This is a genomic window from Streptosporangium sp. NPDC087985 (genome assembly GCF_044741965.1).
Taxonomy (GTDB): Bacteria; Actinomycetota; Actinomycetes; order Streptosporangiales; family Streptosporangiaceae; genus Streptosporangium.
In genome coordinates this window covers 195,870-208,745 of record NZ_JBIUTQ010000004.1, presented here as the reverse complement: position 1 = coordinate 208,745, position 12,876 = coordinate 195,870, and the positions used below count along the sequence as shown (strand labels likewise).

Sequence of the window (12,876 nt, the reverse complement as noted above, 5' to 3'; positions counted from 1 at the left end):
CGGGATCGCGCGAGTAAGGCTCCCGACGCGAGTACGGCTCCCGCCGCGAGGGCGGGAGCCGTATGGGATCGGACCGGTGGGATCGGACTAGCGGGAGAACGCCTGGAACTCGGCCGCGCGCAGCTGGTCCCTGGCCGGGCTGGCGGTCGCGCAGTCGGTCGCGGAGTTGGGGTCGTTGTCCTGCTCACCGGCGTAGAGCGGGTTGCCGGTGCACTGGGTGGAGACGGCCCGCAGGGTCAGGTGGGTCGCCTGGGTGGGCGAGACCTTGAAGGACTTGATGATCAGGTCGGCGCCGCGCGGACGCGGCAGGCGGGTCTGGAAGGCGTCGTCAGGGCTGGTGTAGATCACCGAGTACGACGCGGGGGAGGAACAGTCCTTCTTCGCGGCGTTACAGGCCAGGACCTCGAAGGCGCGCAGGGCGCTGAAGCGGTTCTGGGCACCGGGGTCGGCCGGGTCGTTGATGTTGGGACGCAGCATGGCGCTGACCTGGACCCTGCTGACCAGCACCGGTTTGGTCCCGGCCAGGTCGACGGTGACTGACTTGCCCTTCACCGCGCCGGTGAGCGAGGCCCAGTTCGTCGCCTCGGTCTCGTCGATCAGCCTGCCGTGGTTGATCCCGTCGCCCGTCGCCGTCGCGCCCAGCGCCGCGGAGGCGTGGTTCTTGGCCAGCGGCAGAGGCATGGGCAGCGTCACGCCGGGCCGCACCGTGAACTTCACCCGGGTGTGCCCGAACCCGTCGCCGACGACGACGAAGTCGTACTGGCCCGGGGTCATCTCGACGGTGTCACTCAGCTCGGTCGCCGGGTCGGTGTCGGCCACCGGTACGGCGCGGCCCTCGTAGTCGCCGACGTAGAGCCTGAGCACCGCGCCCTTGGCGTCGCTCAGCGGCTTGAGCTGCAGCCTGCCGTTCTTGCCGGCCGGGTCGACGAAGCTCGGGGTCGGGTGGGCGTCGTTCGAACCCTTGCTGGCCGCGCCCTCGCCGAGGCCGTGCTGGGCGAAGGCCTGCCACATGATGTCCTGGTTCTTGCCGCCGAACCGGATGGTGTCGGCCGCGAGCAGCGCGTCGCGGTGGTCGACGTAGCTGACCGCTCCGGAGGCCATCAGCAGTAGTGCGTCGAAGGAGACCTGCGTCCAGCGGCGGTTACCGGGGCACTGCTCCAGCGTGGTCTGTCCCTCGGCGCACGCCTTCTGCTCGGCCGGGGTGCCCTCGCCGTACCGCTTGATGAAGGCCTTGCGCACGTCGTACTGGGTGGCCGACCAGATCTCGCCGTCCGCGTGCACCTGCGGGCCGACGAGGTCGTAGCCGATGTTGCTGTAGTTCAGCGGGGAGTTGGACATGTCGTAGTTGCGGATGCCCGCCTTCTTGTCGCCGGTGACGTAGGCGCCGGTCACGTACGGCGTGTCGCCCGAGGGGCGGAAGCCGTTCTCGAAGAGGTACTCCATGGCGAACAGGTCGGAGGTGCTCTCGTTCATGGCCCCGGCCTGGGCGCCGCTCCACCCGGCGTTCGGACCGGCGATCATGCGGCCGGAGATCGCGTGGGTGTACTCGTGGCCGATGACCGACATGTCGTAGTCGCCGTCCGCGCACGGCGAGTAGAAGGAGCCGGCGGTCGGCTGCCAGAGGTACATGTTGGTGATCGGCGCGACCCCGTCGGGGCCGGTGACCTGGTTGGCGTTGTTGCGCACGCTGAACACCCGGGCGCCCGCCTGGGCGTTGCCCTGCTCGGGGTCGTTGCCGAGGCCGCCGCGACCGCCGTTGTCCTTCTGCATGTTCCACGCGGTCTCGGTGAAGCCGAGCCGGTAGGACCAGTCGTGCATCCGGTTGTGCATGGCGTGCAGGTTCGCCATCGCGGCTTCGAGGTCGGCCTCACCAGGCTGGTCCAGCACGGCCGGGTCGCACTTGGACGTGTGCCAGCTGTTGGTCCACGGATAGGTGTAGTTCCGGTCCGGCGTGGCCACGTTGCTGCGCCTGCCCACGCTGTTCGAGTTGCTGCTGGCGCGGTTCTCGAAGGTCCTGGCGGCGTTGCCGAGGCTGGTGCCGCTCGGCGTGCCCGTCACGTGGTCCACGTCCCAGGCCCTGCCCGTCGCCGGGTCGTGGCCGATGGCCTGGTCACAGCCGGGGCCGGCCTGGAAGCACCAGGTCACGCGGGTGTCGGTGGAGGAGTAGTCGTCGGGCGGGTTGGCCGGGAAGACGGCCCAGCGTGGGTTGTCCGGTTCGAAGTGGTGGTCCACCAGGTTCTCGCGGGTCAGGATCTCGCCGCTGACCGCGTCCACATGGGTGGTGTACCCGGCGACGTCGCTCTCGTCCTCGCCGATCAGGACGACCTGGAAGGCGTTGTGCGTCCCGTCGGGCGCGGGCACCGCCACCGAGGTGACCCTCTTGGTGCTCGCCGTGGCCAGGTCGATCCCGCTGTCCCCGGCCGCGATCTCCAGCGCCTGCTGCTCGGTGATCGCGGCGGCCGGGGGCGCCTCGGTGGAGCGGGACAGCGTCGAGGTGACGTAGACGACCTTGCCGCCCGTCACACCGATCGCCACCTGCCCGTCCACGCCCGCGGGCAGGTCGCCGAACTTCTGCCTGAGCAGTACGGCGTGGCCGTCCCCGATGGGGTTGACCGCGAGCTTCTCCAGCGCGTCCACGGCCTCGCCCGAGAGGCCGAAGAGGTTCTCGTTGGCCTTGAGATAGGCCCGTGCCGCCTGTTCGGGGTCGGCACTCAGTCCTTCGGCGAGCGGTGCGGAGTCGGTGACGATGGCCGGGGTGCCGAGAATGTTCCATCGGACCGTCGAGGCCTTCGCGGCCTTGGACAGCAGGGCCGGGGGTGCGACGCGGCCGCGCCGGTTGTCCACATCGGGCCTGCCGTGCTCCTCGGCCTGGAAGTCATGAGCCTTGGAGGGTGGTCCTCCAGGTTTGCTCTGGGCGATACCCGGAAGGGGAATGGCGAGCGCCGTGGTGGCGGCTGCGATGACGGCGATGCGTAACCAATGTTTGGTCGACACCGATCCTCCTGCACAGAGACGGCCGTGGTTGGCCGGGCCACGCGTGGTTCCGCGTGTTGCGCAAGAGGTAACACTGATTCAAGTTTTATGACAAGATCTTGTAAAGAAGGGTATGTCGGTGTAATAAGGCATTAGTGGTACCGCTAGACGGAGGTAGTGATCTGTCCGTTTTCGACGGTCACCATGATCTGCCGGGACACGCGGACGCCCCCGGCGGCGGGGCCGGAGGCGCCGGACGTGCTCGCCGGGTCAGTCGAACGGGATCCAGGCCTGGTCGGCGAGGCCGTTCAGATCGCTGACCTTGAGGCCCAGGTCGGAGACCGTCCAGAGGCTGTCGCCGATCACCACCGAACGGCGGATGCCCGGGTCGTAAGGGGCGAAGCGGGTGTCGCCGGCCGGCTTCGGCCGGGGATGGACGACGGTGCCGGCCCTGGTGACGGCGGAGTCGTCGATCCTGAGGACCAGGGCGGCGCCGTTGACCTGCTCGCCGCCGTTCCAGACGGTCAGCGGGAGGACGGCCGTACCTGTCTTCGCCCAGTAGAGGAAGGCGTGCGGGTCCCACTCGGCCTCGGAGCCGGAGTCCTTCTGGAACATCTGCGACAGGCGGCGCGGGGCAGCCGGGTCGCTGACGTCGAACAGCGAGACCTGGGTGCCGAGCGTGCGGCCCTTCTCGCTCGCCTCCTGACCGATGCCGATCAGCCGCCCGTCGCCCGCCGGGTGCAGGTAGGCGGAGTAGCCGGTGATCTTCAGTTCGCCGGTCCTCCTCGGCGCCGCCGGGTCGCTCAGGTCGAGGGTGTAGAGCGGGTCCACCTGCCTGAACGTCACCACGTAGCCGACCGGGCCGATGAACCGGACCGAGTAGATCCGCTCACCCTGCCCCAGCCCGCCGATCTCGCCGACCTTGCCCAGGGTGTCGGCATCGAGCACGTAGACGGCACTGGAACTGTTCTGCCCGGCGGTCGAGGTGGTGGCGACCCGCAGGTGCCCCTCGTGTTCCGACAGGGAGTACTGGTTGAGCAGCCGGCCCGGCACCTTCCCGGAGGCCACGTAGCGGGGCGCGCCCGGCGCGCCGATGTCGAACCGGTGGACCTCGGTCTCCTCCGGCGGCTCGACCGGCGTCGGCTCCGCCGCCGTCGGCTCGGCCTGCGGAGCCGCCGGGGTGGCCGGAGGGGCAGGGGTCTCGGTGGCCGTCGGCACGTCGTCGATCACCGGCGGTTCGATCGGCCGGGGCCACCACCAGCGCGGGTTGCTGGTCACGTACAGGCTGGAGCCGGTGCCGTAGACCGTGTCGCCGTCGGCCGCCACGCTGATCGGCGCGGTTCCGGCGAATCCCCGGGACAGGTCGAAGCTGTGCACGGTCAGCATCGACGTGCCGGTGTACTCGGCGGGATGGGTGACCTGGTCGCACGTGACCGCGCCGGTCGAGGTCGCGCCCTTGGCGTCCGTCGTCTCGAACGTCGGCAGCCACGCCTCGATCGGCGCCCTCTCGACGATCTCGGCGTTCCGGCGGGTCCGCTCGTTCTCCGAGAGGTCGGGGCCGAGGTCCGGGAAGTTGATCTCGGGCTGGCTGCGGACCACGACCCGGACCGTCGAGCCGACCATCCTGGCGTCCACGTGGGAGCCGTTCGGTGTGAGCGAGCCGATCACCTTCGGCGCCCCGGACAGGTCGACGAGGACGTAACGCGGGCCCGGGCTCACCGGGCGCTTGGCCACCGCGCCGAACGGGATGATCCCGCCGCCGGAGAACAGCACCAGCGCCCGGTCCCCGCTGACCAGCAGGTCGGCCGGGGCCCACGCCTGCTCGGCGTCCACCAGCCTCAGCGTGCCGGTGACCTTCCTGGTCGCGGTGTCCACCACCCGCAGCACGCCGCGGTTGACGGTGATCACCCGGTCGCCGTCGGTCTTCACCAGGTCCGGCTCGTCGACCCCGGCCTCGTGCACGTTCGTGGTCGAGTGCTCGGGCGCCGCGACCTTGGCCTGGGCCGTGGCGACATCCGAGCGCGCCTCCATGGACAGGATCTGCGGGCCGGTCAGACCCCACGGGCCGACCACCTTCGCCGCCGCCGCCCGCAGCCCGGCCAGCATGTCGTCACAGCCGGTGTAGGAGACCAGCTTGATGTTCCCCAGGGCGACCGGTGCCGTACGGCTCGCGCCGGGTTCCGCCTCCGTCGAGCTGCACGCCGTGGCGAGCAGGGCGGCGGCGAGGGTGACGGCGCCGGCCGTACGTATCGATGTCCTCATGCCCCTACGACGGATCGAAACCAGACCCGGTTCAACTCGATACCGACCAGTAGCCACAACCGCCACCCCAGAATATTCTCCGAGCATGGCTGCCACTCCTGGTGCAATCCGGACACTCGACCCGAGCATGATCGAACGTGTCGTCCGGCAGGTGACCTCCAGCGGGAAGACACAGGCGATCACCGCGCCCTTCACCGGCCAGACCCTCGCCGACCTGCCCGTCTCCGCCGCGGAAGACGTCCGTACCGCCCACGCCAGGGCGCGTGAGGCCCAGCGGACATGGGCCGCCCTGCCCGCGCACGAGCGGGTCAAGCCCTTCCTCCGCCTGCACGACGCCATCCTCGACCGGCGCGAGGAGATCCTCGACGTGGTCCAGTGGGAGACCGGCAAGGCCCGCAGACACGCCTTCGAGGAGGTCCTCGACGTCGCGGGCTGCACGCTCCACTACGTACGGCGGGCACCCGGCCTCCTGGAGCCCCGGCGCCGCGCGGGCATCTTCCCCGTCGCGACGAAGACCGTCGAGGTGCGCCGGCCCAAGGGGACCGTGGCCCTGATCTCCCCATGGAACTACCCACTCTCGCTCGGCGTCACCGACGTCGTGCCGGCCCTGCTCGCGGGCAACGCCGTGGTCCACAAGCCCGACACCCAGACCGCGCTGTCCACGCTGTGGACGATCGACCTGCTGGCCTCCCTCGGCATGCCCCGCGAGATCTGGCAGGTCGTCCTCGGCGACCCCGCCGAGGTCGGCGAGCCGCTGATCGAGGGCGCCGACTACGTGGCGTTCACCGGCTCCACCCGGGGCGGCCGGAAGATCGCCGAGGCGGCGGCCAGGCGGCTGATCGGCTGCTCGCTGGAGCTCGGCGGCAAGAACCCGATGGTCGTCCTCGACGACGCCGACCTGGACGTGGCCGCCCAGGGCGCACTGCGTGCCTGCTTCACCAATGCCGGACAGCTGTGCATCTCCATCGAGCGGCTCTACGTGCACGACTCGGTGTACGACGCGTTCGTGGAGAAGTTCGTCCGCCAGGCCCGCAACATGAAGCTCGGCGCGGGGCTCGACTGGAACGTGCAGATGGGCTCGCTCACCTCCCGGCGCCAGCTCGACGCGGTCGGCGCCCATGTCGACGACGCCGTCGCGAAGGGGGCCCGGGTCCTCGCCGGCGGGAAGGCCCGCCCCGACGTCGGCCCGCTGTTCTACGAGCCCACGATCCTGGTCGGCGTGGACGAGAGCATGGACCTGTGCCGGGAGGAGACCTTCGGCCCGGTCGTCTCGATCTACCGGTTCGCCGGCGAGGACGAGGTGGTCGAGAAGGCCAACGACAGCGCCTACGGCCTCAACGCCTCCGTCTGGACCCGCGACCTGTCCCGGGGCCGCGCGCTGGCCTCCCGGATCATGGCCGGAACCGTCAACATCAACGAGGGGTACGGCTCGGCCTACGCCTCCTACGAGGCGCCCATGGGCGGCATGAAGTCCTCCGGCCTGGGCCGCCGCCACGGGGCCGAGGGCCTGCTGAAGTACACCGAGGTGCAGACCATCTCCAGCCAGGCCTCCTGGCTGGGCTTCGAACCGATCCTCGGCATGACCTACGACAGATACGCCGACACCCTGGCGGGCCTGCTCAAGACCATGAAGAAGCTCCATCTGAAGTGAGGCCCGCGACGGCCGGAGCGACGGCGCCCGCCACGGTCCGGCCACCGCCCGAACGGAATCCACGGATGTTCGACTACGACGTGCTGGTGATCGGCTCGGGGTTCGGCGGGAGCGTCGCGGCGCTGCGGCTGACGGAGAAGGGCTACCGGGTCGCCGTGCTGGAGGCCGGGCGGCGGTTCGACGAGAACACGCTGCCTAGAACCTCCTGGCGGGCCCGTGACTTCCTGTGGGCGCCGGGGCTCGGACTGAAGGGCATCCAGCGCATCCACGTGCTGCGCGGCCAGAAGGGCACCGGCGTCATGGTCCTCGCGGGCGCCGGGGTCGGCGGCGGCTCGCTGGTCTACGCGAACACCCTCTACGAACCCCTCGACCCCTTCTTCACCGACGCCCAGTGGTCGGCGATCACCGACTGGAAGGCCGAGCTCGGCCCCTACTACGACCAGGCCAGGCGGATGCTGGGCGTGGTGGTCAACCCGACCCTCACCCGTGCCGACGAGATCATGAAGAAGGTCGCCGGCCGGATGGGCGTGGGCGACACCTTCCGTCCGGCCCCGGTCGGCGTCTTCTTCGGCGAGCCGGGCGTCGAGGTCGCCGACCCCTACTTCGGCGGAGCCGGGCCGCGCCGCAGGGGCTGCACCGAGTGCGGCGAGTGCATGACCGGCTGCCGCCACGGCGCCAAGAACATGCTCATCAAGAACTACCTCTACCTGGCCGAGAAGGCCGGGGCCAAGGTCCATCCGGAGACCACGGTCACCTCGGTCCGTCCGGCGGACGGCGGTTACGAGGTCGAGGTGAGCAGGACGGGGGCACCCTGGCGGCGCCGTACCCTCACGGCCGAGCAGGTGATCTTCGCGGCCGGCACGTACGGCACGCAGCGCCTGCTGCACCGCCTCAAGGCCACCGGGACCCTGCCCCGGCTGTCCGACCGGCTCGGCACCCTGACCAGGACGAACTCCGAGGCACTGCTCGGGTTCGAGCGGTTGTCCGTCGAGGGCGAGAAGCTCAACCACGGCGTGGCGATCACCTCCTCCATCCACCCCGACGCCCACACCCACATCGAGCCCGTCCGCTACGGCGACGGCTCCAACGCGATGGGCATGCTCCGCTCCCTCCTGATCGACGGCGGCGGCGCCCCGCGCTGGCTGAAGTTCCTCGGAGAGGTCCTGCGCCGGCCCCACCTGGTGCCCAGGCTGTTCAACCACCACCGATGGTCCGAACGCGGGCTCATCGCCCTGGTCATGCAGGCGAAGGACAACTCGATCACCCTGTCCGCGCGCCGGGGCGTGTTCGGCTGGAAGCTCCGTTCCCGGCGGGGCCACGGCGAGCCCAACCCCACCTGGCTCCCGGCCGGCCACGAGTTCGTCCGGAATGCCGCCGAGGAGGTCGGCGGCATGGCCGCCGGTTCCTGGCTCGACCTGTTCGACATCCCCGCCACCGCGCACTTCCTGGGCGGCTGTGCCATCGGCGCCGACCGCGACAGCGGGGTGATCGACGCCTACCACCGCGTCCACGGTCACGAGGGCCTGCACGTCGTCGACGGCTCCGCCGTCTCCGCCAACCCCGGCGTCAACCCCTCCCTGACCATCACCGCCCAGGCCGAACGCGCCATGTCGCTCTGGCCCAACAGGGGAGAGGCAGACCCCCGCCCCGCCCCGGGCTCCCCCTACGTCCGGCTGTCACCCGTCGCCCCCAGAACCCCGGCCGTCCCCACCGCCGCCCCCGGCGCCCTCCGCCTGCCCATCGTCGACATCACCTAGGCCTGTGCCCTACCAGGGCCAGGCCGTACCGCGTGGGTGAATCCGCAACCTCATGCTCCGAGCCCCGAACAGGCTCTGGCTGTTGCGGGACAGGAGGTTGAGGACGGTCACCTGCGCATCCCCCCAGGTCATTCTTTCGGGCATCTGAGACTCACGCCTGTGTGCCCACGGCAGCCTCCCGGGAGGTAGCTCTCGTCGGTGGGATCAACGTGCTGAGTGCGGCGGCACCGTCGAGGAGAGCTCTCGATCGGGCATCGATGCGCGCGTCTCGGGCGGCCAGTGTGGTCATCACCTCGTCCCACCGGCGGGTGCGTCGCAGCTCCGGCATCAAGGCTTGGAGTGGGGCGATACGGTAGCCGGCCATGCGTAGCTGATGGACGATCCGCGCGTCTCGGACATCGTCGGGGAAGTACCGTCGCGGTCCTCGCGGGGAGGCTCGACGGGGCACGACGAGCCCTTCCGCGTCCCAGTGCCGCAACGTCGAGGGGCGCACACCGAGCGCGACGGCGAGCTCAGAGATGCTCATGGTGTCTGATGGGCGGACATCGTCGATCGGTTCCTCGGAGACTGTCGCGGCGGCCTCTCTGGCCAGCTTGAGCTCCCGCCGCTCCGTGTCGAGCCGAGCGTGTGCCGCGTCGAGCAGGGCGAGCAGGTCCGAAATGAGATGTGCGTGCGCCGCGTGCATGATCCTCTTGGCCTCGACCGGCCCTGTGCCGTCCGCGAGAGCTCGATAGGCCAGCGCGGAACGCAGATGCGCCTCGTCGTAGATCCGGTATCCCGTGCTGGTGCGCGTCGCTGGGGGTAGCACGCCGTCGCGCTCGAGATTGCGCACCTGTTGGACGGAGCACCCGGCATGTCGCGCAACATCGATCGTCCGCATATTGGCTGACTTGCGACTTCTCACCAGTCCACCTCGGTGTGTTTGGGGAAAAGTCTCCACAAGCACATGAATGAAACGCTACAACACATGAGCATCGACGAGATCATCGAATTCCTCAACGACCTCGATGGGGTTCTGGCCCTCAGGCCGGCACGCGGCGACGGTTCACCTGAGATCAGTTGGGGCGACACGTTCTTCTACTACGCACCCGATGGCGAGGTTCCGAAGACAGCCCAGCCCTTCGCGACGATCGTGACGAAGGACTATCCGGGCGACGAGCGATCACGTCTGAACCGTCCCGACACCTTCCGCCTGAACCTCTTCGCCGGAAAGGACGCCTTCACCAGCTGGACAGGGCAACCGCCGCGCGACGCGACCACGAGTGAGGTCGACCCGAGCATGATCGACTCCGTGATGGCGCACCCCGTCTACGGCACTCTGGGCTGGCTGGCTGTGGTGAACCCGGGGCCGCGAACGGAGTCGGCGATCCGAGAGCTGCTCCGCACGGCCCACCACCTGGCCCGCTCGCGCTACCAGCGGCGTGCCGGATCGAGACGTCCCGTTGAGCATCAGGACCTCTGACCGGATCCGCATTGAGCTGCCGCCGCAGATCGGGGACCTGGCCCCAGTCCGGATCCGGAAATCCCCCGGGCCCCCGGCGGCCGACGGCCCAGTGGTCGGCCGTGGCGAAGGTCCGTCCGGTCCGCTCGGCGATCTCGGCAAGCGTCACGAGATCCTCGTTGACGCCGGTCACCTCGACACCGGCCGCCCGGCCCTGGGCGATCGGGGGCGCCGGCCAATCTCACCGCGCTGCCGGCCGCGCGGGCGGCGGCCGTACCGGCGGGTGACGAGCACGGACACCGGGCCCGGTGCGGGCCATCAGGGAAGGAGGGAGGTCAGGATGCCGGGGCGTCAGCTCAGCCGGTGGCGGACCCAGACGTTGGGCTCGACGTAGACGGCGTGGTCATGGTCGAGGTCGCAGTGGACCGGGACCAGGGCTCTGGCCACTTCGACAGGGCCGCTCTCGTCGAAGGGCCGGCCGGTCCACTTCCGCCATTCGGCGAGCGTGCCGGCGACCGTCATCGAGCGCGGCGCCACCTTCACGATCGTGCCGCCCGCGCGCACGTGGACCCGTAGCCACGGATCGACCGGCAGGCCGTCGGGCCGGGTCCGCGCGGCGTATTCCGCCATCGGGGTGCGCGGTTCCAGATGCTTGGCGTTGGGCCGTACCGGGGCGAGCAGTTCGGTGAATCCGAGGCGGGCGGCGTTGTCCCGCATGGCCTCCAGCATCAGAGGGGACAGCCCGGAGCCGAGCAGGTCGGGTCGGACGGTGATCTCCAGTGCGGAGACCAGGGTGGGCTCCGCGCCGGTCCGCCGGGTGTTCCACGCCCACCGGATCGCCGCGTCCCAGCCGTCGTCCGGCAGCTCCTCGTGCCTCCAGGTGAACGGGACGCTGAACCCCCTGGCTACCAGCCGTCCCGGGTCGGCGTCGTCGTCGGCCACCAGGACGAACTCCGGATAGACCGTGGTGCAGACCTCGTAGTAGAGAGTCGCCATCGGGTCGTGGAGCATGAACTCGGGCCAGGAGGTTTTCATGGCCCACAGCTGCTCCGCGAGCTCCGGGCGTTCGGCGAGGGTGGTGATGCGGACAGACATCCGATCATTGTGCCATCCGGTGCACGATTGGTCCTACCTGTTTTCAGCGGACATCGGAGTCGGGGTTGGCGGCGTCCCATGCGCGGCGGGACGCGGCGATGCCGGGCCCCGGCGTGGGGAGATCGTCGTGGGATAGCGTCGCGGTCATGAGCGAACTGGATGGCCGCCTGCGGGCGGTATGTGACATGGACATCGCCGGTTCCCGCGAGGGGGCGGGGAGGCACGAGTACGACGGGGTGATCCAGGACCTCTCGCCCGAGGGTGTGCGTGCCGGGCTGGCCGCGCTCGGGAAGGGGGCGCTGCCGGACGACCCCCATGACGCCACCCATCTGGAGATCTTCGAGGTGGCCACCCGGGTCAGGTTCGGTGAGCTGGAGCTGCACCGGCGCAGCCCGATGGAGCATCTCAGCAACCTCGACCTGGCCACCTACGACCGGGAGTACGCCCCGGCGGATGAGCGGGCCGCCGCCAAGCTCGCCCACCTCGCCCGCTGGCCCGAGGCCGTGGACAACGCGATCGCCTCGCTCGACCTGCTCAGCGCACCGGTCGCCACCGCGCTGCTGGGGGCCGTACGGGGTCTGGCGGCAGGGGTGCCGGAGGACGCGGAGGAGTCCGTGCGCGAGGCGGCGCTGAAGGCACACGCCCGCCTGCTGGCGCATGTCGAGGAGGCCGCGCGCTCCGGAGACCCGGACGCGTCCCTCGGCGCCGAGGGTCTGTCCCTGCTGATGAGCGCGGGGGACGGGCTCCCGGTGGACCTGGGCGCGCTCGCCGCGAGGGCCGACGCCGAGCGCGACCGGCTGATGGCGCGGCTCACCGAGTCGTGCGCGAAGCTGGGCATGGGTGACAGGTCGCCGCTGGACGTCTCGCGCGAGCTGGTCCGTGACCACCCCGGTATCGACGGGGTGCTCGACGCGGCGCGGGCGGGCGCCGAGCGGGCGATCGCCTTCACCCGGGAGAGGGATCTGGTCCCCTACCACGACGGGGAGTGCCTGGTCGGCCTGGCGCCCGAGTCACGCCGCTGGGCCATGGCGATGATGAGCTGGGCCGCGCCAGGCGAGCCCGAGGGCCCGTCGTGGTATCACGTCACCCCGCCAGACCCCTCCTGGCCGGAGCGCGACATCGAGGAGTGGCTGGAGGTCTTCAGCGCCACCACGCTGCCCGCGATCAACGTGCACGAGGTCGCTCCGGGGCACTTCTCGCACGGCCGTGCCCTGCGTCACGCCCCCTCCGACGTGCGGCGGACGTTGATGTCGATGGCGTTCGCCGAGGGCTGGGCCCACTACGCCGAGGAGCTCTGCGTCGAGGAGGGCTTCGCCCCCGAGGACCCGCGCTTCGAGATCGGCGTGTGGCTGGAGGCGCTGATCCGGGTGACCCGGCTGGCCTGCGCCATCGGCGTGCACACCGGCTCGATGACCGTCGAGGAAGGTGCCCGGCGTTTCGAGGCCGACACCCACCTGGCCGGTCCCGCGGCGATGTCGGAGGCGGCACGGGCCACCTTCGACCCGACCTACGGCCGCTACACCTGGGGCAAGCTGGAGATCCTCGACCTGCGTGAGCGGGCCAGGGCCGAGTGGGGGGCCGGGTTCACCCTCAAGCGCTTCCACGCCGCGATGCTCGACCTCGGCTCGCCGCCCCTCGGTCTTCTCAGCCGAGCTCTCTGACCCGGGCCTCCTGGGCGCCGATAGACTGAGAGTACC

At 70.4% G+C, this 12,876-nt stretch carries 8 protein-coding genes; 4 read left to right on the top strand and 4 right to left on the bottom strand.

Annotation, left to right across the window (positions count from 1 at the left end):
- Positions 1-87: 87 nt before the first annotated feature.
- A complete protein-coding gene (locus ACIN94_RS12045) occupies positions 88-2,994 on the bottom strand; it encodes a M36 family metallopeptidase (RefSeq protein ID WP_400703554.1) in 2,907 nt (968 codons plus the stop codon).
- 249 nt (positions 2,995-3,243) lie between these two features.
- Complete coding sequence (locus ACIN94_RS12040) at positions 3,244-5,235, bottom strand: beta-propeller domain-containing protein (RefSeq protein ID WP_400703552.1); 1,992 nt, start codon at positions 5,233-5,235, stop codon at positions 3,244-3,246.
- An 85-nt stretch (positions 5,236-5,320) separates the two neighbouring features.
- Between ACIN94_RS12040 and ACIN94_RS12035 the strand changes: the two genes are divergently transcribed.
- Both ACIN94_RS12035 and ACIN94_RS12030 read left to right on the top strand, forming a co-directional pair.
- Positions 5,321-6,886, top strand: coding sequence for a succinic semialdehyde dehydrogenase (locus tag ACIN94_RS12035; RefSeq protein WP_400703550.1), 1,566 nt, complete (start codon positions 5,321-5,323; stop codon positions 6,884-6,886).
- A gap of 65 nt (positions 6,887-6,951) precedes the next feature.
- Positions 6,952-8,643 (top strand): GMC oxidoreductase, encoded by a 1,692-nt coding sequence (locus tag ACIN94_RS12030; RefSeq protein WP_400703548.1) that lies wholly within the window; start codon positions 6,952-6,954, stop codon positions 8,641-8,643.
- A 151-nt stretch (positions 8,644-8,794) separates the two neighbouring features.
- On the opposite strand, the gene ACIN94_RS12025 is transcribed toward ACIN94_RS12030, so the two are convergent.
- On the bottom strand, positions 8,795-9,523 hold the full coding sequence (locus ACIN94_RS12025; RefSeq protein WP_400704077.1) for a MerR family transcriptional regulator: 729 nt from the start codon (positions 9,521-9,523) through the stop codon (positions 8,795-8,797).
- Between the two features lie 87 nt (positions 9,524-9,610).
- On the opposite strand from ACIN94_RS12025, the gene ACIN94_RS12020 reads away from it, so the two are divergent.
- Positions 9,611-10,105, top strand: coding sequence for a DUF6194 family protein (locus tag ACIN94_RS12020; RefSeq protein WP_400703546.1), 495 nt, complete (start codon positions 9,611-9,613; stop codon positions 10,103-10,105).
- 330 nt (positions 10,106-10,435) lie between these two features.
- Here ACIN94_RS12020 and ACIN94_RS12015 read toward each other — a convergent pair whose 3' ends face one another.
- Positions 10,436-11,179, bottom strand: a complete 744-nt coding sequence (locus ACIN94_RS12015; RefSeq protein WP_400703544.1) for an N-acetyltransferase — start codon at positions 11,177-11,179, stop codon at positions 10,436-10,438.
- Between the two features lie 146 nt (positions 11,180-11,325).
- On the opposite strand from ACIN94_RS12015, the gene ACIN94_RS12010 reads away from it, so the two are divergent.
- On the top strand, positions 11,326-12,840 hold the full coding sequence (locus ACIN94_RS12010; RefSeq protein WP_400703542.1) for a DUF885 family protein: 1,515 nt from the start codon (positions 11,326-11,328) through the stop codon (positions 12,838-12,840).
- The last annotated feature ends 36 nt before the right edge of the window (positions 12,841-12,876 follow it).

Bases quoted from the DNA above. Each gene is read 5' to 3' on its own strand.
- ACIN94_RS12040 (WP_400703552.1), bottom strand. From the start codon at position 5,235: ATGAGGACATCGATACGTACGGCCGGCGCCGTCACCCTCGCCGCCGCC.
- ACIN94_RS12035 (WP_400703550.1), top strand. From the start codon at position 5,321: ATGGCTGCCACTCCTGGTGCAATCCGGACACTCGACCCGAGCATGATC.
- ACIN94_RS12030 (WP_400703548.1), top strand. From the start codon at position 6,952: ATGTTCGACTACGACGTGCTGGTGATCGGCTCGGGGTTCGGCGGGAGC.
- ACIN94_RS12025 (WP_400704077.1), bottom strand. From the start codon at position 9,523: ATGCGGACGATCGATGTTGCGCGACATGCCGGGTGCTCCGTCCAACAG.
- ACIN94_RS12020 (WP_400703546.1), top strand. From the start codon at position 9,611: ATGAGCATCGACGAGATCATCGAATTCCTCAACGACCTCGATGGGGTT.
- ACIN94_RS12015 (WP_400703544.1), bottom strand. From the start codon at position 11,179: ATGTCTGTCCGCATCACCACCCTCGCCGAACGCCCGGAGCTCGCGGAG.
- ACIN94_RS12010 (WP_400703542.1), top strand. From the start codon at position 11,326: ATGAGCGAACTGGATGGCCGCCTGCGGGCGGTATGTGACATGGACATC.